The organism is Virgibacillus tibetensis, assembly GCF_036026595.1.
Classification (GTDB): Bacteria; Bacillota; Bacilli; order Bacillales; family Amphibacillaceae; genus Virgibacillus_P; species Virgibacillus_P tibetensis.
Window position 1 is genome coordinate 877616 of sequence record NZ_JARZFX010000001.1, and the last position, 22275, is coordinate 899890.

At 36.9% G+C, this 22275-nt stretch carries 23 protein-coding genes; 8 read left to right on the forward strand and 15 right to left on the reverse strand.

The genetic code is table 11. From position 1 onward, the window contains the following. Window positions 1–57 precede the first annotated feature (57 nt). Window positions 58–999 (reverse strand): heme o synthase, encoded by a 942-nt coding sequence (gene cyoE / locus QGM71_RS04800; protein ID WP_327606366.1) that lies wholly within the window; start codon window positions 997–999, stop codon window positions 58–60. Between the two features lie 471 nt (window positions 1000–1470). Between cyoE and QGM71_RS04805 the strand changes: the two genes are divergently transcribed. Further along, window positions 1471–2427 (forward strand): COX15/CtaA family protein, encoded by a 957-nt coding sequence (locus tag QGM71_RS04805; RefSeq protein ID WP_327606367.1) that lies wholly within the window; start codon window positions 1471–1473, stop codon window positions 2425–2427. 114 nt (window positions 2428–2541) lie between these two features. Here QGM71_RS04805 and pyc read toward each other — a convergent pair whose 3' ends face one another. Further along, window positions 2542–5985: a pyruvate carboxylase gene (gene pyc, locus QGM71_RS04810; RefSeq protein ID WP_327606368.1), complete on the reverse strand. Its 3444-nt coding sequence runs from the start codon at window positions 5983–5985 to the stop codon at window positions 2542–2544. A gap of 700 nt (window positions 5986–6685) precedes the next feature. Continuing rightward, window positions 6686–6967: a YlaN family protein gene (locus tag QGM71_RS04815; RefSeq protein ID WP_327606369.1), complete on the reverse strand. Its 282-nt coding sequence runs from the start codon at window positions 6965–6967 to the stop codon at window positions 6686–6688. A gap of 153 nt (window positions 6968–7120) precedes the next feature. Here QGM71_RS04815 and QGM71_RS04820 point away from each other — a divergent pair, with 153 nt between their 5' ends. Together QGM71_RS04820 and QGM71_RS04825 are read left to right on the forward strand one after the other, a co-directional pair. Next, window positions 7121–7618 (forward strand): hypothetical protein, encoded by a 498-nt coding sequence (locus tag QGM71_RS04820; RefSeq protein WP_327606370.1) that lies wholly within the window; start codon window positions 7121–7123, stop codon window positions 7616–7618. A gap of 105 nt (window positions 7619–7723) precedes the next feature. After that, complete coding sequence (locus QGM71_RS04825) at window positions 7724–8326, forward strand: YhcN/YlaJ family sporulation lipoprotein (RefSeq protein WP_327606371.1); 603 nt, start codon at window positions 7724–7726, stop codon at window positions 8324–8326. A 60-nt stretch (window positions 8327–8386) separates the two neighbouring features. Here QGM71_RS04825 and QGM71_RS04830 read toward each other — a convergent pair whose 3' ends face one another. Continuing rightward, entirely contained in the window at window positions 8387–8689 is a 303-nt protein-coding gene (locus QGM71_RS04830; RefSeq protein WP_327606372.1) for a hypothetical protein, read from the reverse strand. 218 nt (window positions 8690–8907) lie between these two features. Here QGM71_RS04830 and QGM71_RS04835 point away from each other — a divergent pair, with 218 nt between their 5' ends. After that, window positions 8908–9111: a YlaI family protein gene (locus QGM71_RS04835; RefSeq protein ID WP_327606373.1), complete on the forward strand. Its 204-nt coding sequence runs from the start codon at window positions 8908–8910 to the stop codon at window positions 9109–9111. An 86-nt stretch (window positions 9112–9197) separates the two neighbouring features. On the opposite strand, the gene QGM71_RS04840 is transcribed toward QGM71_RS04835, so the two are convergent. Continuing rightward, window positions 9198–9500 (reverse strand): YlaH-like family protein, encoded by a 303-nt coding sequence (locus QGM71_RS04840; RefSeq protein WP_327606374.1) that lies wholly within the window; start codon window positions 9498–9500, stop codon window positions 9198–9200. Window positions 9501–9686: 186 nt separating this feature from the next. Here QGM71_RS04840 and QGM71_RS04845 point away from each other — a divergent pair, with 186 nt between their 5' ends. Continuing rightward, window positions 9687–9857 carry a DUF5325 family protein gene (locus QGM71_RS04845; RefSeq protein ID WP_327606375.1) on the forward strand — a complete coding sequence of 57 codons (171 nt, stop codon included), beginning with the start codon at window positions 9687–9689 and terminating at the stop codon, window positions 9855–9857. A gap of 14 nt (window positions 9858–9871) precedes the next feature. On the opposite strand, the gene QGM71_RS04850 is transcribed toward QGM71_RS04845, so the two are convergent. Continuing rightward, complete coding sequence (locus tag QGM71_RS04850) at window positions 9872–10678, reverse strand: inositol monophosphatase family protein (protein WP_327606376.1); 807 nt, start codon at window positions 10676–10678, stop codon at window positions 9872–9874. A 143-nt stretch (window positions 10679–10821) separates the two neighbouring features. Beyond that, window positions 10822–11013, reverse strand: coding sequence for a hypothetical protein (locus tag QGM71_RS04855; RefSeq protein WP_327606377.1), 192 nt, complete (start codon window positions 11011–11013; stop codon window positions 10822–10824). Window positions 11014–11236: 223 nt separating this feature from the next. Between QGM71_RS04855 and QGM71_RS04860 the strand changes: the two genes are divergently transcribed. Further along, window positions 11237–11854, forward strand: coding sequence for a YktB family protein (locus tag QGM71_RS04860; protein WP_327606378.1), 618 nt, complete (start codon window positions 11237–11239; stop codon window positions 11852–11854). 32 nt (window positions 11855–11886) lie between these two features. Here the strand turns inward: QGM71_RS04860 and QGM71_RS04865 are convergent, their stop codons facing one another. The 4 genes from QGM71_RS04865 to QGM71_RS04880 form a co-directional block, all read right to left on the reverse strand. Then, on the reverse strand, window positions 11887–12156 hold the full coding sequence (locus tag QGM71_RS04865; protein ID WP_327606379.1) for a UPF0223 family protein: 270 nt from the start codon (window positions 12154–12156) through the stop codon (window positions 11887–11889). Between the two features lie 7 nt (window positions 12157–12163). Then, on the reverse strand, window positions 12164–13135 hold the full coding sequence (locus QGM71_RS04870) for an NAD(P)H-dependent flavin oxidoreductase (protein ID WP_327606380.1): 972 nt from the start codon (window positions 13133–13135) through the stop codon (window positions 12164–12166). Between the two features lie 225 nt (window positions 13136–13360). Then, the gene (locus tag QGM71_RS04875; RefSeq protein WP_327606381.1) at window positions 13361–13465 is read right to left on the reverse strand and encodes a GapA-binding peptide SR1P; all 105 of its coding nucleotides are present in this window, start codon (window positions 13463–13465) and stop codon (window positions 13361–13363) included. 375 nt (window positions 13466–13840) lie between these two features. Further along, window positions 13841–14710: a polysaccharide deacetylase family protein gene (locus QGM71_RS04880; RefSeq protein ID WP_327606382.1), complete on the reverse strand. Its 870-nt coding sequence runs from the start codon at window positions 14708–14710 to the stop codon at window positions 13841–13843. Between the two features lie 266 nt (window positions 14711–14976). On the opposite strand from QGM71_RS04880, the gene QGM71_RS04885 reads away from it, so the two are divergent. Both QGM71_RS04885 and QGM71_RS04890 read left to right on the forward strand, forming a co-directional pair. Then, window positions 14977–16518 carry a glycine betaine uptake BCCT transporter gene (locus QGM71_RS04885; RefSeq protein ID WP_327606383.1) on the forward strand — a complete coding sequence of 514 codons (1542 nt, stop codon included), beginning with the start codon at window positions 14977–14979 and terminating at the stop codon, window positions 16516–16518. 161 nt (window positions 16519–16679) lie between these two features. Next, window positions 16680–17060, forward strand: a complete 381-nt coding sequence (locus tag QGM71_RS04890; protein ID WP_327606384.1) for a hypothetical protein — start codon at window positions 16680–16682, stop codon at window positions 17058–17060. A gap of 38 nt (window positions 17061–17098) precedes the next feature. Here QGM71_RS04890 and lpdA read toward each other — a convergent pair whose 3' ends face one another. Genes lpdA through pdhA form a run of 4 tightly spaced genes read right to left on the reverse strand, consistent with a single transcriptional unit; the run spans window position 17099 to window position 21906 of the window. Further along, window positions 17099–18508 carry a dihydrolipoyl dehydrogenase gene (gene lpdA / locus QGM71_RS04895; RefSeq protein ID WP_327606385.1) on the reverse strand — a complete coding sequence of 470 codons (1410 nt, stop codon included), beginning with the start codon at window positions 18506–18508 and terminating at the stop codon, window positions 17099–17101. A gap of 3 nt (window positions 18509–18511) precedes the next feature. Continuing rightward, window positions 18512–19819: a dihydrolipoamide acetyltransferase family protein gene (locus QGM71_RS04900; protein WP_327606386.1), complete on the reverse strand. Its 1308-nt coding sequence runs from the start codon at window positions 19817–19819 to the stop codon at window positions 18512–18514. A gap of 23 nt (window positions 19820–19842) precedes the next feature. Continuing rightward, a complete protein-coding gene (locus QGM71_RS04905; RefSeq protein ID WP_327606387.1) occupies window positions 19843–20820 on the reverse strand; it encodes an alpha-ketoacid dehydrogenase subunit beta in 978 nt (325 codons plus the stop codon). A gap of 3 nt (window positions 20821–20823) precedes the next feature. Then, the gene (gene pdhA / locus QGM71_RS04910) at window positions 20824–21906 is read right to left on the reverse strand and encodes a pyruvate dehydrogenase (acetyl-transferring) E1 component subunit alpha (protein WP_327606388.1); all 1083 of its coding nucleotides are present in this window, start codon (window positions 21904–21906) and stop codon (window positions 20824–20826) included. Between the last annotated feature and the right edge of the window lie 369 nt (window positions 21907–22275).

Here is a 22275-nt window from a genome sequence, read left to right on the forward strand (position 1 = left end):
CTCTCTTTCTTCTTGGTAAATTCCTTATATATATAGTTATATTAGTAAGGACAAAATTTAATTAAATGGGGAACTCAATGTAACAACAACCATCATCAAGAAAAATATGGTCAGGTAATTAATTGAATAAACAAATATCATGTTAGCCCATTTCAAATCATTCTTCATAAAAAATCCACTTATCCCAATTGCCAGCCAGCCTACGTTGAGTAAGGTGGCAATAACAACAAAAGTTGTACCGAGAGTTGTTAAATAAAATGGTAACGGCAGTAAACATGCAATGTAAACTACAACCTGCCTTTTAGTGAATTCAAAACCATGTACAGCAGGCAGCATAGGAATACCAGCAGCTTTATAATCATTATTTTTTCTCATTGCTAATGCAAGAAAATGTGGTGTTTGCCAAATAAACATTACTAAAAACAAGATAAAAGGCACAATATGAAAACTCGGATCAATTGCTGCCCAACCAATCAACGGGGGGACTGCACCTGAGAAACTTCCGATTGCTGTATTAAGCGTATACTTTCGTTTTGACCACATTGTATATAACACAACATAAATGAACCATCCCAAGAATGCGAATAAAGCTGCTTGTACTGTAGTGAACAGCAAGAGGATTAAACCAAGTAGTGTTGTTGTTATACCTAATCCCAACGCTGTATTTATTGATATATTACCAGTTACCGTAGGGCGGGATTTTGTTCTTATCATTATTGGATCAATATCGACATCATACCAATTATTAAGGATACATCCTCCAGCAATTACGAGAGCACTTCCAGCTATGGTTAAAAGAAATACATCCCAATAAGCTATAAATGAAGAACCTGTAAAATGTAGAGCTAACCAGAATCCTGTAAAAACAGTAATCATGTTCGAATTTACAATCCCTATTTTAATAAGAGATTTCAGATCGGAAATAATAGTTGTATTCGATTTTTGCGACATGGCAACATTGCCAATTATCTGTGAAGTAGGCGCCTCCACTTTATCCATTTCCTTACCCCCCTTCAATATCCCACCCAATAAGCATAATAAAATTATGGATATTTTTTACTATTATTCCCCAAAATATCCTCACTATTATTCTAATTGTACCATGGAATGATATTACAATCTAATAACTCCCTTGGGGTAATTACTTTGTATTAATTGTGACAAATTCGTGAAAAGTATGGCTTAAAATTAAAATAAAAGGCATAAAAGCCTTTATTTCGTGTAATTATGTAATAATTTTGCCAATTTAGACACAGTTATACAAAGCATAATCAAATATCCCTTATACTATTTCTAGCAAACAATGAACAACAATGCAAGGGTTTTTTTATTTTTCACCATGAAAATAGTAATAAGTCATGATAGTATAACAATTGTGTGTCATTTGTCATTTTTTATTCTAATTTAATTGCTTTCTAAGTGTAAACAATATTATTATTAGTCTATCATGCAAAAAGCGAGGCTATACTTATGATGAAAATTTTAAAGTGGTTATCAGTTGTTTCTACAATTGGGATGGTATTCATCTTAATTGGTGGGGCACTTGTGACTAAAACAGATTCGGGGGCTGGTTGTGGAAGCAGTTGGCCATTATGCAACGGCGAATTTTTACCATCCGATATAACCCCTGAATTAATAATAGAGCTAAGTCACAGGTTGGTTTCAGGTGTTGTTGGCTTTGCAGTTCTCGCACTGGCTATCATTGCCTGGAAATATGCAGGACATATTCGTGAAGTTAAGTTTTTGTCCCTTTTATCCATTTTCTTTTTAGTATTACAGGGTCTTATCGGCGCTGCTGCAGTAATGTGGGGGCAATCTGATTTTGTTCTTGCTGCTCATTTTGGTATATCCCTAATATCGTTTGCTTCAGTATTTTTACTCATGTTACTTATTTTTGAAATTGATAAGAAATTTGATACAAAATCCTTACTTATCCAAAAGAAGCACCGAATAGAAATATACCTACTAACCATCTATACGTTAGTAGTTGTTTATACCGGAGCTCTAGTTCGCCATACAAACGCAAATCTTGTGTGTGCTGATTGGCCGTTCTGTACTAATAACTCACCATTTGCTTTTTCAGACTATAACTTACAACAATGGATCCAAATGGGGCACCGGCTAGCAGCAGGCATCCTCTTCATTTGGACTATAGTGTTCTTTATTAAAATCGCTAAGAATTACCGGTATAGTCGAGTTATGTATTGGGGCTGGTTTGCTACTTTATCTTTGATCGTTTTACAAGTGTTCTTTGGTGCAATGATTATTTTTACTCTGTTAAACCTGGGAATCGCTTTACTGCATGCATTTGTTATTTCTTGTTATTTCGGGATGTTGAGTTATTTTATTTTACTTTCCTCCCGGAGCGCTAAATTTGAAAGAGAAACGCAAAATAATAAAGAAAGAACGTTTGCCTCAATTGAATAGCTAACTAAAAAAGGAAGTAGAATTAATAATCTCTACTTCCTTTTTTATATTATTGAACACTGAAGTTAACGATAGCTTTTCTGTACTTTACTTTCCTTCCAAATAGGCATCATCTTACTCAAACTCAATCATCAGATCGTCAACAGCTATGGTCTCTCCTTGTTTAACGTAGATTGATTTAATTACCCCTGTAAATGGTGCTTGAACTGTTGTTTCCATTTTCATAGCTTCATTAATCAGTAAATAATCCCCTTTGTTTATCTTGTCACCTTGCTTGCAAAGTACCTCTAAAACTGTACCAGGCATGGAAGCCCCTATCTGTTTTTCGTTGTCTTTATCTGCTTTAGGTCGGGAAGTCAGTTCGGATTGTATGCTTTCATCCTTCACAACAATTTCACGTGATTGACCATTCAGTTCAAAATAAACCACCCTTGTCCCATTTGTCTGTGCTTCCGAAATGGAAAGTAACCTTACAAAAAGTGTTTTCCCCTGTTCGATCTCAACTTCTATCTCCTCACCCAGCTTCATTCCATAAAAGAATGTTGGTGTATCCAGAACAGATAAATCACCATAAGTTTCATAGAATTTATGGTAATCCATAAATACTTTTGGATAAAGCGCATGGGAAATCAGGTCGAAACTAGTTACTTGTCTATCCAGTGCTTTAAATAATACGTTCTTTAATTGCGTGAAATCTACCGGATCCAATAATTCTCCTGGACGCACAGTGATTGCTTCTTTTCCTTTTAAGATTATTCGTTGCAATTCTGGTGGAAATCCTTGGTATAGCTGCCCTATATAACCTTGAGCAAGTTCTACTACTGAATCCGGAAAGTCAATGAACTCACCACGTTCATAAACATCATCTTCAGTTAAGTTATTTTGGACCATAAATAATGTCATATCTCCAATAACTTTTGAAGATGGTGTAACTTTAACGACATCACCAAACATATCATTCACCTGACGGAACATCGTTTTGACTTCATTCCAACGATCTTCTAAGCCAACCGCTTTGGCTTGCTGTTTCAAGTTACTGTATTGTCCACCAGGCATTTCATGAAGATACACTTCTGTATGTGGTGATTTCATACCACTTTCAAATTCTTGATAGTATTCGCGAATTCCTTCCCAGTAGTGAGATAACTTCTCATAAGCCTGAACATTTATCTTTGGCTGCCTTTCAGTACCTTCGAGGGCATGATATAGTGTTTGTGCACTCGGCTGTGATGTTAATCCTGCCATTGGGCCAGCAGCTACATCTACCGCATCCACCCCTGCTTCAATGGCACGGGCGTACATATGAATACCATTGCCGCTTGTATCATGAGTATGGAGATGAATTGGCAAATCAATTGTTTCTTTTAGACTTGTAATTAATTGATATGCTGCTTCTGGCTTGAGCAGGCCTGCCATATCTTTAATACCCAAAATATGAGCTCCGGCTTGTTGAAGTTCTTTAGCCAGATTTTTGTAATAATCCAAGTCATATTTCGAGCGTCCAACATCTAATATATCCCCGGTATAGCACATGGAAGCCTCCGCTATTTTGTTGTTTTCACGAACAGTCTCTATTGCTAATCTCATGCCCTCGACCCAATTTAAACTATCAAAAATACGGAAGACATCTATACCTGCAGATGCACTCTTTTCTACAAATTCATTTATTACATTATCCGGGTAGTTTTTATAACCCACAGCATTGCTCGCACGCAACAACATTTGCAACAGTACATTAGGCATCTTTTCACGTATACTCAGCAGCCGTTCCCATGGATCTTCCTTTAAGAAACGATAAGCAACATCGAAAGTTGCTCCTCCCCACATCTCTACTGAGAATAAGTTAGGCAGCAAGCGGGCAGTTGGGTCTGCTATTTGCAGTAAATCCTTTGTTCTAACCCTAGTTGCGAGTAAAGACTGATGTGCATCCCGAAATGTTGTGTCTGTCAGCATTACTTCCTTTTGTTCCTTTAACCACTTGGCAAGCCCTTCTGGTCCACGTTCATCTAATATTTGTTTCGTTCCTGCGGGTACTTCTTCCAAACTATTCACTTTCGGTATAGTTAATTTAGAAAAATCCGGTTTCGAACTTTTTTTCATACCCTCTCCACCGTTTATCGTTGTATGGCCAATATACGAAAGCATTTTTGTTCCACGGTCTTTTCGCTTTGGAAATACAAATAATTCGGGTGTTTGGTCAATAAACGTTGTGCTATAGCGACCAGATAAGAACTGTTCATGTAAAATAACGTTCTCTAAGAAAGGGATATTTGTTTTAATACCACGAATTCTAAATTCCTTTAGGTTTCTGACCATTTTATGTGCAGCCTGGTCAAAGGACAGTGCCCATGTAGAAACTTTAACTAATAATGAATCATAATGCGGAGAAATAATGGCACCTTGAAAACCATTACCGGCATCTAAACGGACTCCGAAGCCTCCTCCTGAACGGTATGCCATAATCTTACCTGTATCCGGCATGAAATTATTCAATGGGTCTTCAGTTGTTACACGTGATTGAATTGCATACCCATTTACCTTAATATCATTCTGCAAAGGCATACCAACTGATTCATCATGAAGGTCCCGGCCTTCTGCTACTTTAATTTGTGTTTGAACAATATCAATACCTGTTACCATTTCCGTAATTGTATGCTCTACTTGTACACGTGGATTTACTTCAATAAAGTAGAATTCTTCTCCAGTAACTAAAAATTCAACTGTACCCGCGTTTATGTAGTTAACCTTTTTCATTAAATCAACTGCAGCATCGCACATCTCACTACGGATTTCATCTGATAATGCTAAACTTGGTGCAACCTCCACAACTTTTTGGTGCCTTCGTTGTACAGAACAGTCTCTTTCAAATAGGTGAACAATATTTCCATTTTTATCACCCATTATTTGTACTTCTATGTGTTTCGGATTCTCAATTAATTTCTCGACATACACCTCATCATTCCCAAATGCTGCCTTTGCTTCCGATTTAGCGCGATCATATGAGTCAGCCAGTCCCTTTTCATTACGAACGATGCGCATACCGCGTCCACCGCCACCAAGTGACGCTTTAATAATAATTGGATAACCATGCTGGTCACCAAAATCTTTCACTTCTTCAATTGAAGCAACTGGTCCGTCCGTACCGGGAATTATTGGCAAACCTGCGTTAATAGCTTGTGTTCTTGCTTTTACTTTATCACCGAACATATTTAAATGCTCACTCGTAGGACCGATGAAAATAATGCCTTCTTCTTCACAGCGTTTTGCAAATTGAATGTTCTCTGATAAAAAACCATACCCAGGATGAATAGCATCTACTTTTACGCTTTTAGCCAGGTCGATAATACCTTCGATGTCCAAATAAGCATCAATCGGTTTTTTTCCTTCTCCAATTAAATATGCTTCGTCCGCTTTAAAACGATGGTAAGAACTGGAATCTTCTTTAGAATATACTGCAACAGTACGTATATTAAGTTCAGTGCAAGCACGGAAGACACGAATGGCTATTTCCCCACGATTAGCTACTAATACTTTATTTATCTGTTTTAATTCTGACATGTTTTGCCTCCTAAGTTATTATAAATTGTAGTTTTATTTTTACTATTCATTTTGTACTTTTAGTTTCCAATGAAACAACTAAATCACAGTTTTTGATACGATGGCAGACTTCTTGTCCTTAATAAAGGCAAGACTGTTATCTTGTGTTGTTTTTTAATTGTAATTCCTTTTGCGTCAACCTCGCCGTGCTTTTAGTAATACTTTTGTTTATCCAAAAGTGCAGAGTTGTATTGCTGACACAGATGGAAAGCCAACTATTAAGTGTATCACATCGAATTTCACTTGGATAAATTTTGTATTTTTAATTCAAGAACTCGCTTTGCCACCTCCGAATGTACGTTTATTTATATTATCAAAATTTTCTTTAACTGTCATAAGTTTTGCTTTTTATTTCTCAAAAAATAAAAATAGCCATTCATCCCCCACTAATTCGACGATATTGAAGGGCAATTCTGTCTATTTTTTCGTTAAAATTACACCACCCTTTGAAATATTTAATACTTCCCTGGAAGAACTTGCATCCCAGAATAAACTTAATTAACGCAATGCGCTTAATAGTGTAACATTTTCAGCTATTAGTATATCACATTTAAATGTAATGCACTCATTTTTGATGTTAAAACAAAAAAACTTCGCCAGTTTTGTTGTAGGCAAAGTTTTTGCTAATTCATGAAATAACAACACGAGAACAGTAGTCTAATTACACAGATTTCTGTGCTGCTTCATGCAGTATATTGAGTTGCCTTTCAAGATTTTCGAGAAGTGCTTTACCTTCATTCTCGCTGATTAAGTTCAAACGTGCAGCAAAATCGATCTCTCTTGAGAGTCCGAACATTTGTGTATCTAATACCTCTTCATATAAGGGGCATTGTGGCATCGTCAAATTTTCTATTTGAACTTCAATTAGCCGTAAAATTTTATCAGCATCAGCCTTTAGAAGGGCATAGGCTTTTTCACGATGATCTACAGTCACCTCAGGCATCAAATACATCCCCTCCATTAAAAAGACTTTCTATTATATATAGTATCGTTAGCCACAGAAAAATGCAAACGAAATTAAAAAAAATCACAAAAAGTGAATTTTTTTTATATCTCTGCTATCCTTAGTAAAGATAATTTAGAAGAGGTGAATATAATGATAGTTCCAATAACTGGAAAAGTTACATACGCAATCACCTTAGATCCAACTGTTTGGATTTTTGATGATAGAAAAATATTACTGGAAGAAGCATTTAACAGTAACGTGAACACGCTTGATAGTGAAAACGAAGACAATGAACTAGAAAATGCTTCCAAACGATGGGATCGAGAAGTTTATCAACAAAAAATAAACCCACCAGTGAACAAAAGCATTAAACGATTTGAACGCGAAAAAATTCTAAAGAGCTCCTACGTCATGCCACTAGATGATTTTCTTGCAAATGCTGAAATAGATTCAATTGCTTCGGCTGCTATACTGGTTACCGCAAGTGGAGAGGTAACCATTTCGCTTGATGAACTCATAAACAGCTACTTCTTATTTGCAAGAGATGGAAAGCCCCTAAAAGAGGATGGGCCTGTCCATTTATATTACAAAGATGGTTCCAACAGAGAAAATCCTATAAAAAATATTACCAAAGTAATTATTAAATAAATAGCAAATGAAGCTGTTACAAATTATATTGTAGCAGCTTCTTTGTATAATTTATGCCATTCCATCCAAAATAACCGTATGGATACTATTTAGGAGGAATGCATTGTGAAGTTACGAGTAGCTGTAATTTTAATTGTAAGTATAATTCTGTTAGTTAGCTGCCAACAGGAAAATAGGGAAGAACCCTTAGCAAGAGAAGAACAAAATAATAATAACCGATTTGTTCAGGTTGAGAATTCTGATCCTGTAGAGCAACAAAATTTAAATAATGGAGAAATTGCCTCCCATTTAGCTAATATTGCGAGTAATGTCCCAAACGTATATGATGCAGCAGCAGTCGTGGCTGGACCATATGCAGTAGTTGGTATAAATGTCGATAAGGACTTAGACCGTTCACGTGTTGGGACCATAAAATACTCTGTGCTAGAAGCACTTTATCATGACCCATATGGTAAGACAGCAGTAGTAGTAGCTGATGCTGACGTAGTGGAGCGAATTCGCGGGATGGGTGATAAAATTGGTCAAGGTCATCCAGTACGTGGTGTGGTAGATGAGTTAGCTGCAATTGTTGGAAGGTATATGCCAGAATTTCCAATAAATAATGACCAACCACAAGAACCGGATCAAAACAAAGAAATTCTCCCAGAAGAAGATAGACAAAAGTTAGAAGAAATAGAGGGTGAGCAATCCCATCACCAAAATGAATAAAAAAGAAAGTGGTGACCAGCCAATTGGTTAGTCACCACTTTCTTTTTCATTTATTCTTTTTTAATAATTATTTTCTTTTTCTTTCACATTATTGTAATAGTGTACTCCAAATTGTGAGCCTTCCGATACCATCTTAGCGTTTTCCAATTGCGCCTCGTCCATAGTTTCTGTTTGATCAGGGGCTCCTGCCGAATCAAATGTACTCGCATTTGGTTTGTCCGCATTCATCTTGAATTTAGTAGTAACGCGGTTTACTTTTTGTTTTAACTTGTCTCGATTCGTTTTATTCTTTAGAAAGTAACTAGCTGTCGCGCTAATAGCACCTGCAGTACCGACAGCTGAAAGTATATAGCGTTTCTTCATTGAATTACCCTCCCGCTTTCATCATTATTTATCTGTACTATATCTATTCCCTTATAATCTTTTATAAAACATAAAGCACCCACTTCTATTACTAGGCCCTATTGTGTTACAATTTAAGGAAATATTATATTTAAGCATAGTTACCGATTGATAACCCCTGTTTTTACAGGGTTAAATAGTCAGTGCATTAAAACATTTCCAGTTTTGAGGTGAAAGTGATGCAAGTAAAATGCGTTATATGTGATGACATACATTCAATAGAAGATTATTCCTTACAGGCTAAACGTTTAAGAAATCGCAGAATCCATATGTATTTATGTGAAACTTGCTATGACCGTATAGGGGATAAAACAAAGCAGCGCCATGCTACCGGGAAATTTCAACTATATGAAGAAAAAAAGCAACCTGATGATTTTATATAAAATTACATGTCGGTTTAAGTTTCTTCAATAAAAGGCCGAATTGTAAAACGCCCCTGATTTTTCATTAGGGGCGTTTTAATTTGTCACTATTCTTTTGCTTGTCTTTGTTTATACAATCTCAACCGATAAATTGCCAGCACAATTGCTACAACTAGCAGGCTTTCAGTTATAGGAAGCTTTAATATGCTGAATATAGTCAATATATAAGTACCTACAGCGAGCATTATATATACAAATATAGTTTTTATCAGTGGCAGTTTTCTTGCAAAACCTAATTGAAACGATAGCGCTCCGAATATTAGATTTAACACATAAAATATCCAAAAAATATTGCTGGTACCATAATAATCCAATATGAAATCAAAAATAAGACTGAAGTTTGTATCCATCTGTCTCCCCCATTACTTTGCTTTAACTCTTAAGCGTTTATTTCTATGTTTAGTTACCTTCAAACTCTTGTACTATCATACTAAATCTTCTTCTTACATGCTAGTTAAATCATTACTATTGTAAATTTTTTTGAATAACTGCTTATTTTAAGATATACTGATTTAGATAGAAATAGAGGTGTTCATATGAAAAATATTAACATTCCCATGCTCCTCTTAGCCATGTTAGTTATACTTATGTTTATAGCAGTAGGGGTAGCAATAGCCTTTCGCAATGTTTGGTTAATTTTATTATTTATTATATTAGGGTTTGCTATAATGGGATACGGCATATCTTTGAAACGAAAAAGAAAGTGACTCATCAGTTTGAGTCACTTTCTTCCTTTCTGTAAATAATCAAGCAATTTGCTTTGTATGCTCGTATTACAAGTTACTACAGAGCCTGCTTCGAGAATATTGATTTGATCTCCATCTATATTACTGGTTATCCCACCGACTTCTTTAACTAAAATTAATCCGGCTGCAATATCCCATGGAGCTAGGCGCATCGTTAAGTATCCATCCATTATACCTTCTGCTACATGAGCAAATTCCAGAGCAGCAGAACCATAAGTTCTTGTTCCTCGAACTGTCCTCACCAAGTCCTGCATAATTTTCTCATCCACCAAACGATTGGTGCATAGCCAGAAGTGATTTAAGCCTATTATAGATTCTTCTAAGTTTAGATCTTCTTTTAAATGAGGTAGCTTTACATTATTTTTGTACGCCCCTTCATTTCGTTTCGCATGATAAAGGACATCTGCCATCACATCATATATAAATCCAATTTCCCCTACCCCTTCATGGTAGATACCAACAGAAATAGCGAAGTTTCTTTTTTGATGAACAAAATTCATCGTCCCATCAATTGGATCAATGATCCAGACTGTACCTTTCATAGTAGTTATGTTATCTCCATAACCTTCTTCACCTAATAAGAAGTGTTCTGGATATTTATTTCTGATACATGTTGCGAAGTAGTATTCTGTCTCTTTATCCATTGTTGTAACCAGATCATTGGCATTCGACTTGGTATCAATCTCCAATGGATCATTAATTTTATTTCTTATATTTGCTCCGGCACTCATTACCCATTCCATTGCCTGATCAAATAAATTATCACGAATCTCTGACTTCATATCTATTCCTCCATCTTTAACTTATAGTGTTATACTAACAAATTGGAGGTGTATAGTCATTGCATAGGTTACTATAAGCGATATTAAAATGATGACCCCAATATGTATATCTAGTGATATAGTATTGAAGGCCAGTTCAAACGCTATTCATTTTGTATTTCAAGCAGTTGTATTCTCAACTGTTCCAGACGTTCTTTCGTTTTTATTATTTGAACTGTATCTTCTGCCTGCAGCGCATCGTAAAGTGTGACAAGTTCATAATCGATTTCCATTCGAATTACCGGTAATTTCTCTTGTGCTTCTTTACGCCTTAATACCTCCATTACATACTTCAAATTATCCACATCCCTTCAGATTACTTTTTATATGTTTATGACTAATTTTGCATTTTGGTTCAATATTTTTTTTAAAACTAACTATTTATTTACTAACTTTCCCCTAAAATGGTTAGTTTTAAACCTGATACGTGAGGAATGTAAGTATATAACTTGACTGTAACTCTCATATAATTAATAATTATTATAATGTAGTCTGGAAAAGAAGGAAGGAAGGAACTCTATGACATTTAACGGATTTGAGCAAAAGGATTTTGATACTTTTTCTATAGATGGTTTAGAAGGAAGAATGGAAGCAATACAAACACGGATTCAACCTAAATTTCAGGAAATTGGAAGTTATCTGGTGGATTATTTATCTGCTCAATTAGGAAACGAAGTGTATTTACATATTGCAAAGCATGCTCGCAGAACAGTCAATCCCCCACAAGATACATGGCTGGCAATAGCTGACAACAAACGTGGTTATAAGAAACACCCTCATTTTCAGGTAGGGTTATTTGATGATCATGTTTTCATTTGGTTAGCACTCATATATGAATTGGATCATAAGAAGGCTATTGCTGAAAGCTTTATTGACAGCTTTGATGAACTTAAAGAACTACCTGATAACTATGTAGTTTCACTAGATCATATGAAAAAAGACTCCATAGCACTTCCGGATTTAGAATTAAAAGATGTCGAACGTTTTCGCGATGTGAAAAAGGCTGAGTTTCTAATCGGACAACAGTTACCTGTCAATGATAAGCGCGTAGTAAGTGGCAATGAATTTTTAAAAACAGCAAAGGAAACGTATACGAGGTTGTTGCCTTTTTATCAAAAAGCATTGAGCAGCAAATAAGAAACGAGACAACACCCAGAAAGGGTGTTGTCTCACTTCATTGATATCACAGCTTCCTGTGACTCCTTTGCTTTTTTTATAACATGATATGCTGAGTATCCCGAGTTATCTTGAAAATCAGCGAACATCGTTTTTTCCTCAGCTTTTGATGGTACAATTTGTTTAAATAGCCGATACATTGACAAAAGTTCATCCCGTTTAACCTTTTCTTCGTATGCTCGTTCTATCAAGGCAAAAAAATTCACCACGTCAATTATTTCATCTTTTGTCCACGTTTCATCCATTGGATAATTATATTCCACTGAATATTCACCCCCTTGTTGTAATACTCCATTTTCTCTTAATAGCTTCTCCATCCTTTATCATTGCTTGGATCATTTCATCAACTGTAGGAATAGCATTAATTCTTGCTGCGCCTTGTCCAGCCCAGCCAAAACCCTTGCCTTCCTCCCCATCATGAATATAACGCTGATTTGCTTTTCCACTTATGTAATCTTTTAGAGATTCATATCCCTTGTCCAACTTTTCAATACGCAGAATCTCATCTGTCCAAGCGTTTTTCAAGGCTCTGGCAGGTGTTCCGATGGATCTTTTTATTACTACAGTGGAATTCTCATCAGCATCTAGTATTGCCTGTTTATAGCTCTCATGTGCGTCAATACATTCTTTAGTAGCGATAAATCTCGTGCCCATTTCAATCCCTTCTGCACCTAAGGCAAGAGCAGCCATCATACCACGGCCATCAACAATACCACCAGAAGCAATAACAGGGATAGATACATGATCGACCACCTGAGGGGTTAAAACCAATGTACCAACATCTCCACGACCCAAGTGCCCCCCACCTTCCTGGCCTACTACCATAACAGCATCAGCACCTAGTTCTTCTGCCTTCTCAGCTTGCCTTCTTGCAGCAACAAGCACTAGTTTCTTAATATTGTGCCCTTGTACCATATCCATTACACCTTTGGGATTACCACCAGTTACAGAAATAACAGGAACTTTTTCTTCGATAGCCACTTCTACCATATGCTCATATGCGCGACCATGTTGTCCAATTGCATAATTTACTCCAAACGGCTTTGAAGTCATTGTCTTAAGTCTACGTATCTCTTCCCGCAGCTTATTAGCATCCGGCAGACTCATTGCCGTAATTTGCCCCAAGCCACCTGCATTGGAGACGGCTGCTGCCAAATCTGCATACGCTAGATAAGCAAGTCCCCCTTGAATAATTGGATATTTAATTTCTAACAGTTCTGTAACCCGACTTCTCCATTTCATTAAATTATCCCCCTTGAACAGTTATGTTTTCATCCTACCATTGATCAGTTAATTTTGGCTATCACTACTTAAACTACAGTTGGTTAGCGGTTTTTTAACTAGTCAGCGAATTACTTTCTATAGACAGCTCCTCCATAGTTAGGCAGCTGCCAGTTACGTTCTGGAGCCCAAACACACAAAAGAGCTGCATTATGCTGCAGCTCTTATTTCAATAATATAATATAGTTACTTCTCGTTACACGTAGGACATGTTCCATAAAGGGTTGTTACTTTCTCTTCATCAAAATGCTCAATTATCTCTTGACAGTCTTGACAAACAATTGTACCCATTTGGTCCAACTCCTTTTTGATTAGTAGTTATGATAACGTATTCATATTATAATATGGCACATTGGAAAAATCAAGCGTTAAATAGTATATCACATTAGTAATATATGTTATTTGTAATCAAAAAGTGAACCTGGTAGACATCGCCTATATATTAATCCCCTCGTTGCAGGGAATAAACTGATCTCTGAAAAAGTCCACGATGATATTACAAAAGTGTATATAGAAGCCGTTGATTTGCGTTCGCTTTCTAGTTAAAAAGTTAAGTTTTTCTGTGTCCTCGAGAATAAAAGGAAGGAACTGTTCAATAAGCAGACCTTAATTCTTTGCAATCAAAAAAGCTGAACAAAAGTTGTTGATCAGCTTTTTATCACAAAACTAGTTTGTACGTATTAAATTAGGATCAACGATCTCATACCCTTTATCCTGCAGCCCAGTAACTATATCTTCTAGAGCTGCTGCAGTCCACTCTCTGTCATGCATTAATAAATTAGCTCCTGGTTTAAGTAACGAATACGGTACATCTACTTCTGGACCTTCACCTGTAATCATAGCTGTTGTTAGTTTTTCAGCATCCATATAAGGCTCAAAGTAATCATAGCCATAGGTCCAATTCATTACTGCCATTCCCTCATTTTTAACAATTTGATTCGAATGATCTGTATTGGCTCCATGTGGGGCACGAAAAAATAATGGCCGCTCTCCTATTATCTCCTCCACCCGGTCACTTAAAGAAATTATTTCCTCTGTTTGTTCTTCTTCAGATATTTCCCGTAAGTTTGGATGGCTATATGTATGATTTCCAATTACAAACCCCATCTCATGAATCTCTCTTAACTTCTCTTCATCTTCAGGTGTATTTAGAAAATGTCCATTTACGAAAAAAATAGCATTTACATCTAATTCTTTTAAGGTATTAGCCATTTCTACGGCATAATCATCTGGAGCGTCGTCAATTGTCAGCAGCACAACCTGTTCATTTGCCTGGCCGTTAATAGGAGTGATTGACCAGTCTTCAGCTATTTCATATTTTGGTTCCTCTTGTATTTTATCAACTGGCTCTGCTGACTCCGTTTCAGACCGTTCCTTATCATCTTCTTCTGTACTCTGCTGAGCTTGGTCATCTTCATGTGTTTCTTCCTGATCTTTCGGTGAGGATATAATTTCTTTATCCTCTTCTTCCCCATCCGTGCATGCAGCAAGAAAAACCAGGAATAGTAAAAGTAAAATACTTATTATTCTCTTCATTATATTTCCTCCTGATGTTTTATAAGTAATTATTCTATTATAGTTGATACTAAGAGATAGTGACAATACTTATCTCCCAAGTTAGTTAAAACGCCTGTACTGTTTAAGTAAAAGAGACCAAGGGTACAGGCAAAATAGACACTGCATTATATTAATTTAGTCAGGGAATAGTAATGAAGCGTTAAAAAATTGAACGTGGATGTAACTTATGTTTAAATAGTAACCTGATTGACTTTGTAAAATTCATTGACGAAAGGATACTCACTATGAAAAAAGTAACTCGCGTATTTTACATCTCAGCAACTGTAGCAGTTCTATTTATTATTTGGGGGGTCATACCTTCATCTGTTTTACCAAATGGAAACCTGGATAATATTACTACCATTATTCAAACCTACTTAGTGGATACATTTGGCTGGTTTTATTTACTTAGTGCAACTGGTTTCTTATTATTTGCGATCTATCTTATATTTTCTAAGTATGGCAATATAAAACTTGGCAAACCTGGTGATAAACCGGAATATAATTATTTAACATGGTTTGCAATGCTGTTTAGTGCTGGAATGGGTATCGGTTTAGTATTCTGGGGAGCAGCTGAACCACTTTCTCATTTTCACAACCCACCTTATGGGGAGGTTGGTACAAATGATGCAGCAAAAACAGCAATGCAGTACAGCATCTTCCATTGGGGACTGCACCCATGGGCAATATATGCAACTGTTGCGTTAGCATTGGCATATTTTAAATTTCGCAGGCAATCTCCCGGGGTAGTGAGTTCTATTTTAGAACCATTATTTGGCGATCACATGAAAGGAGCCTGGGGTACACTTATTGATTTTATCGTTGTTTTTGCTACCATCTTCGGCGTAGCTACCTCTTTAGGTTTTGGAGCTATTCAGATTAGTGGCGGGCTGGCATTTATTACAAACTTAGAGCAATCGGTCCTGCTGCAGCTCATCATCATCGGCATCGTCACGATTCTGTATATGATTTCAGCCATGACTGGATTAAACAGGGGCATCAAATATTTAAGTAATGTGAATGTAATTCTAGCAATTATGTTAATGCTATTCTTATTATTTCTAGGACCTACCACCTTCATTATGAATTTATTTACAACTTCTTTTGGTAGTTACTTACAAAACCTGCCAAGTATGAGCTTACGAATGACACCATTCCATGAAGATAATACTACTTGGATTAAAGATTGGACAATCTTTTACTGGGCTTGGTGGATCGCGTGGGCCCCATTTGTAGGAACATTTATTGCACGCGTATCTCGTGGCAGAACGATAAGAGAATTCGTTTTGGGCGTTTTACTAGTTCCGACTATTTTTGGTGCACTATGGTTTACTGTTTTCGGAGGGACAGCAATTCATTTGGAATACTTCGAAGGTACAAATATAATTGGTGCTGTTAAAGACCATGGCACGGAAGCGGCTCTATTCGCTGTTTTTGAGAACTTCCCACTAGGCATTGTAATGTCCATTATTGCCATTCTACTGATTAGCACGTTCTTTATTACATCAGCTGACTCAGCAACATTTGTTCTCGGGATGCAAACAACCGGTGGCAGTCTCTACCCACCAAACCGCGTCAAGTTCATATGGGGTATTATTCAATCAAGTGCAGCAGCTGTCCTATTATGGCAGGGTGGATTAGAAGCGTTACAAACAGCCTCAATCATAGCTGCCTTTCCATTCTCAATAATAATGATTTTAATTATTTTCTCTCTAATAAAATCGTTTAGAGAGGAAGCAGAAGAAATTGAACTTAGTAAAAAAAATAATAACAGGACAAAAGGTTAGACCATAACAGGTCTAACCTTTTGTTATTGAAATATTATAAGTATATTACTCCTATCTACAAGCTAGTTTCATTTGTATAACAGTTCTATAACATTCAATTCATCCCCCTATGTTTTTGTTAAACTGAGGTTAATTAGTTTCCACTTGTTCAAAAGAGGAAGGTGTTCAAAATTAAAAGTAAAAAATACTTACCTATAATTTTATTCCTACTATTTATATCAGGATGTCAAAACACAGGTGCTATGGTAAATGTTATTTCATTTCAACCGTCGGATTATAATGTTATGTTTTTAACCAATAATGCAAGTCAGTCAGTAGAAGATACTTATATGGATGCTGTTTTAGAGTTCAAAGCCAAATACCCAAGAGAATTTAATAATGCCCAAGAAATAGAAAAAAATATAGAGGAACTGGATTTAATGCTAGATACAGATCACCCCGCACTAATAATTACAAAAGATGGACAATTAGTCACTCAGATTTCCGGTCAGAAAACAAAAAAAGAAATAGTACTATTGCTAGAGAAAACCATACACAAATAAAGAGAGAGCTGCAGCTCTCTCTTTATTTGTGTTAATTTTTATTTCATCATATGAATAGGTGTACCTAAAGCTACTTCAGCAGCTTCCATTGTAATCTCTCCCAAAGTTGGGTGAGCATGTATAGTAAGTGCTATATCTTCAGCAGTCATACCTGCTTCAATGGCCAGGCCAAGTTCTGATATCATATCACTTGCGTTAGGACCTGCTATTTGGGCACCAATTACCAAGCCGTCTTCCTTACGTGTAATCAGTTTCATGAAACCATCACTATTATTTAATGAAAGTGCACGTCCATTTGCTGCAAATGGGAACTTAGAAGCTTTAACATCATACCCAGCATCTTTAGCTTCCTTTTCATTATATCCAACTGTCGCAAGCTCCGGGTCTGTAAATGCTACTGCTGGAATTGCCACGTAATCAATTACAGATTTTTCACCACTGATAACCTCAGCGGCAACTTTCCCTTCATAAGATGCTTTATGTGCAAGTGCTGGACCTGCAACAATGTCTCCAATTGCATAAATGTTATCTACAGTTGTTCGGCATTTGTCATCAATTTTAACTAAACCGCGATCATCAGTTTCAATACCCACTTGCTCTAAGCCGATTTCCTCGGTATTTGGGCGACGACCAACTGTAACTAATACATAATCAGCTTCAATTGTTTCTTCTTTACCTTTAAGCTCATAAGATACTTTAACACCATCTTTTGTTTCTTCAACGCCTTTAGCCATGGCCTCAGTAACAATTTTGGCACCTTTTTTCTTAAGACCTTTTTTAACCAACTGTGTCATCTGCTTTTCAAAACCGCCAAGTATATCTTTAGTACCCTCTAGAATGGTAACTTCAGTACCAAAGTTTGCGTAAGCAGAACCTAGTTCAGTACCGACATAGCCTCCACCGATTACTACCATTTTCTTAGGTATTTCTTCTAGATTTAGTGCACCTGTAGAATCCAGCACTCGATCAGAGAATTTAAAAGATGGAATTTCAACCGGTGAGGATCCAGTTGCAATAATACAGTTATTAAACGTGTATGTTTGAGAATTTTTCTCATCCATCACTTTTGCAGTGTTTTTATCAACAAAGTATACTTCTCCACTTAAAATGTCTACCTTATTCCCTTTTAAAAGTCCTTCAACTCCGGAGGTCAGCTTGTTAACTACGCTTCCCTTCCACTCTTGAACTTTCGAGAAATCAACCGTAACATTTTCAGTTTTGATCCCCAAGTCTTCGCTTCCAAAGGCATGCTGAGCTTTATGACCTGCCTCAATCAATGCTTTAGAAGGAATACATCCTACATTCAAACAAACACCACCAAGTGTTCCCTTGTCTACAATGGTAACTTTCTGACCTAACTGTGCAGCTCGAATAGCAGCAACATAGCCTCCAGGTCCTGCACCAACAACTAATGTGTCCAATTCAATCGGAAAATCTCCTACTACCATAATTTACGCCTCCATCATAATTAATTGTGGATCGTTCAATAATCGCTTAATTTGATTTAAAGCCAACTGGGCAGTCGCTCCATCAACAATGCGATGATCAAAACTCATGGATAATGCGAGTACTGGAGCAACTACAATTTCTCCATCACGTACTACAGGTTTTTCAGCGATACGTCCTATTCCAAGGATAATTGCTTCTGGATAATTAAGAACCGGAGTAAACCACTGTCCACCAGCAGAACCAATGTTTGTTATTGTATTTGACGCACCCTTCATCTCTTCAGATGTAAGTTTACCACTTCGAGCCTTTTCTGCCAATTCATTAATTTCTTTAGAAATTGTAAAAATCGATTTGCGATCTGCGTCCTTAACTACTGGTACCAGCAAGCCTTTATCCGTGTCTGCTGCTATACCTATATTATAATATTGCTTGTGAATGATCTCATTTGTCTCATCATCAACAGCAGCGTTTAGGATAGGATACTTTTTCGACGCTGAAACAAGCGCTTTTGCCACATATGGTAAATACGTTAATTTAATCTCTTGTTCGGCTGCAACAGCTTTGAATTTCTTACGATGTGAAACTAACTCTGTAACATCTACTTCATCCATTAATGTCACATGTGGAGCTTTCGTTTTCGAGTTAACCATCGCTTTGGCAATTGCTTTTCGGATTCCACTCATTGCTTCACGAGTTTCAGGGTACTCCCCTTTTGCTGCTGCAGGTGCTTTTGCTTCTTTCGAAGTTTCAGCTTCCTTAGATGATTCAGGTGCTTCATCCGCTCCAGTTGTTTCTGATGGCTGATCACCATTTAAGAAACTATCTATATCTTCTTTTAATATACGGCCATTTTTACCAGAACCAGTAACAGATTGAATTCTCACGTCATTTTCACGTGCGTACTTTCTTACTGACGGCATTGCAATAACACGTTTGCCATCTGTTTCAGAATCTTCTTTCACGGGCTGTGCTTCTTCTTTTGATTCTTCTTTTTGATTCTTTTCTTCTTTTTCCTCAGTGGCAGGCTGTTCTTCTGTCCCATCGGAAGAAGCGTCATCATCTGACTCATAACCTTCTGCATCAAAGGTAATAAGCGTGTCACCTACAATTGCAACCGTACCTTCTTCAACATGAATTTTTTTCACTGTACCCTCAACTGGAGAAGGTATCTCTACCACGGCTTTATCGTTTTGGACTTCACAAAGCACATCGTCTTCTTTGATTTCTTCGCCTTCTTTGACAAACCATTTAACTATTTCGCCTTCATGAATGCCTTCACCAATATCCGGCAGTTTGAATTCATATGCCATTATTACTACCTCCTATCTACTATTTAAAAGTTCATTACGGTGTTTACTTTATCTACAATGTCTTGGTAATTTGGCAACCAAATTTCTTCAGCAGCTGAGAAAGAATAAACAGTATCAGGTGCTGTAACGCGCAATACAGGCGCTTCAAGGTGCAAAATTGCCCGTTCCTGGATTTCGGCTACTATGTTAGCTGAAACACCAGCTTGACGTTGAGCTTCCTGCACAACAACGACATGGTTGGTCTTTTTCACTGATTCTATAACAGTCTCATAATCAATTGGCGACACGGTGCGCAAATCAATAACTTCTGCATCAATACCGTCCTTTTCCAATTCCTCTGCTGCTTTCAACGAGGCATGAACCATTGCTCCATAAGCAATAAGTGTTACGTCTTTACCTTCACGTTTAATATCCGCTTTCCCTAATTCAATAGCATAATCTTCTTCAGGAACTTCTCCACGAAATGATCGATAAAGCTTCATATGTTCCAAGAACAACACTGGGTCATTATCTCGGATAGATGAAATTAGTAAACCTTTTGCGTCGTATGGCGTGGAAGGAATTACTACTTTAATTCCGGGTTGCTGAGCGATTAATCCTTCTAAAGAATCCGCATGAAGTTCTGGTGTATGCACACCCCCACCAAATGGTGACCGAATAGTTATTGGTGAATGATGTGCTCCACCTGAACGATAACGCATACGAGCCATTTGTCCACTGATTGAATCCATTACTTCATATACGAAGCCGAAGAATTGAATTTCTGGAACAGGACGATAGCCTTGAAGACCTAGCCCAATTGCCAAACCGCCAATACCTGATTCACCTAAGGGCGTATCAAATACACGCTCTTCACCAAATTCATCTTGCAGTCCTTCAGTAGCACGGAATACGCCACCATTTTTACCAACATCTTCACCAAACACAAGTACATTTTCATCATTTTTCAGCTCTGTATGCATTGCATTAGTGATTGCTTGGATCATTGTCATTTGTGCCATGATTTACTTCGACTCCTTTTCTTTGTATTCTTCCAGTTGTTCTTGCAGATTTACTGGAAGTTCCTCATGCATATTCTTTATAAAGTCAGTAACTTTTTGCTTCGGATATTCATCAGCTTTTTTAATTGCTTTCTTAATATCTTCTTTTGCCTCTTCAATAACTTTGTTTTCTTCCTCTTCAGACCATAATTTCTTGCTTTCCAAGAATTTACGGAAGCGCACAATTGGATCTTTTTTCTCCCATTCAGTGTCAAGGTCATCTGTTCGGTACCGTGTTGGGTCATCCCCAGCCATCGTATGTGGTCCATAACGGTACGTTAATGTTTCAATTAGCATAGGGCCTTTCCCGCTGATTGCACGATCCCGTGCGTTTTTAGTAACAGCATAGACAGCTAGTACATCCATACCATCCACTTGAATTCCTTCTATACCCGCAGCTACAGCTTTTTGTGCTAATGTCTTAGCAGCTGTTTGCATTTCTACTGGGACTGAAATCGCAAAATAGTTATTCTGTATGAAGAAAATCGCTGGGGCATTGTAAGCACCTGCAAAGTTAATTCCTTCATAGAAATCACCCTGTGATGTTCCACCATCGCCTGTATACGTAACAGCAACTGTCTTTTTACCTCGTTTTTTCATCCCAAGTGCAACACCTGCTGCTTGAACATACTGTGCACCAATAATAATTTGTGGGCTAAGCGCATGTAATCCTTCTGGCATTTGATTACCATGGAAATGTCCTCTGGAAAATAAAAATGCTTGATATAATGGAAGACCTTGCCAAATAAGTTGTGGCACATCACGATATCCCGGTAAAATAAAGTCATCTTTTTCCAAAGCAAACTGACTTCCCAGTTGCGATGCTTCTTGTCCTGCAGTAGGGGCATAAAATCCTAGTCGGCCTTGACGATTTAATGCGATTGAACGCTGATCTAAAATACGTGTATAAACCATTCTGCGCATAAGCTCTTTTAATTCCTCATCCGATAGATCAGGCATATCATCCTTATTTACAATCTTTCCATCCTCATTAAGAATCTGGAACATTTCGAACTGACTCTCCACATTTTCAAGTACATATTTCAAAATAGTTCACCTCTTCCTTTCTTTATATCCTTTTTATATAGTCTCTACTAGCCTACCCAAAACATAAGAAAAATCTGTACCATTTAGCTCTTATTCTTGTACCCTTTTATTAAATTTACTAATCAAGAGTTATTTGAATAACATAAACTGTTACAATAAGAAAACAAAATTTAATGGTACAATCATTAATCTAGTTAAATCTTAGCTTATAAATTATTTTTGGTCAAACAGTTTGTTTGTATTTGATCTATTTTTTTCACAGGTAGATATACTTCCGTCACGTTCTATAGGCTGCTGTTCCAATCTGTTACAATCATAATAGCTATCTGTATTATTTAGTTGCCTTTATTTTAAAAAACAAAAATAAAA

What these genes read in the sequence shown, in the direction of transcription:
- cyoE (WP_327606366.1), bottom strand. Translation starts at nt 999, where the DNA reads ATGGATAAAGTGGAGGCGCCTACTTCACAGATAATTGGCAATGTTGCC.
- QGM71_RS04805 (WP_327606367.1), top strand. Translation starts at nt 1,471, where the DNA reads ATGATGAAAATTTTAAAGTGGTTATCAGTTGTTTCTACAATTGGGATG.
- pyc (WP_327606368.1), bottom strand. Translation starts at nt 5,985, where the DNA reads ATGTCAGAATTAAAACAGATAAATAAAGTATTAGTAGCTAATCGTGGG.
- QGM71_RS04815 (WP_327606369.1), bottom strand. Translation starts at nt 6,967, where the DNA reads ATGCCTGAGGTGACTGTAGATCATCGTGAAAAAGCCTATGCCCTTCTA.
- QGM71_RS04820 (WP_327606370.1), top strand. Translation starts at nt 7,121, where the DNA reads ATGATAGTTCCAATAACTGGAAAAGTTACATACGCAATCACCTTAGAT.
- QGM71_RS04830 (WP_327606372.1), bottom strand. Translation starts at nt 8,689, where the DNA reads ATGAAGAAACGCTATATACTTTCAGCTGTCGGTACTGCAGGTGCTATT.
- QGM71_RS04835 (WP_327606373.1), top strand. Translation starts at nt 8,908, where the DNA reads ATGCAAGTAAAATGCGTTATATGTGATGACATACATTCAATAGAAGAT.
- QGM71_RS04840 (WP_327606374.1), bottom strand. Translation starts at nt 9,500, where the DNA reads ATGGATACAAACTTCAGTCTTATTTTTGATTTCATATTGGATTATTAT.
- QGM71_RS04845 (WP_327606375.1), top strand. Translation starts at nt 9,687, where the DNA reads ATGAAAAATATTAACATTCCCATGCTCCTCTTAGCCATGTTAGTTATA.
- QGM71_RS04850 (WP_327606376.1), bottom strand. Translation starts at nt 10,678, where the DNA reads ATGAAGTCAGAGATTCGTGATAATTTATTTGATCAGGCAATGGAATGG.
- QGM71_RS04860 (WP_327606378.1), top strand. Translation starts at nt 11,237, where the DNA reads ATGACATTTAACGGATTTGAGCAAAAGGATTTTGATACTTTTTCTATA.
- QGM71_RS04870 (WP_327606380.1), bottom strand. Translation starts at nt 13,135, where the DNA reads ATGAAATGGAGAAGTCGGGTTACAGAACTGTTAGAAATTAAATATCCA.
- QGM71_RS04875 (WP_327606381.1), bottom strand. Translation starts at nt 13,465, where the DNA reads ATGGGTACAATTGTTTGTCAAGACTGTCAAGAGATAATTGAGCATTTT.
- QGM71_RS04880 (WP_327606382.1), bottom strand. Translation starts at nt 14,710, where the DNA reads ATGAAGAGAATAATAAGTATTTTACTTTTACTATTCCTGGTTTTTCTT.
- QGM71_RS04885 (WP_327606383.1), top strand. Translation starts at nt 14,977, where the DNA reads ATGAAAAAAGTAACTCGCGTATTTTACATCTCAGCAACTGTAGCAGTT.
- lpdA (WP_327606385.1), bottom strand. Translation starts at nt 18,508, where the DNA reads ATGGTAGTAGGAGATTTTCCGATTGAATTGGACACATTAGTTGTTGGT.
- QGM71_RS04900 (WP_327606386.1), bottom strand. Translation starts at nt 19,819, where the DNA reads ATGGCATATGAATTCAAACTGCCGGATATTGGTGAAGGCATTCATGAA.
- QGM71_RS04905 (WP_327606387.1), bottom strand. Translation starts at nt 20,820, where the DNA reads ATGGCACAAATGACAATGATCCAAGCAATCACTAATGCAATGCATACA.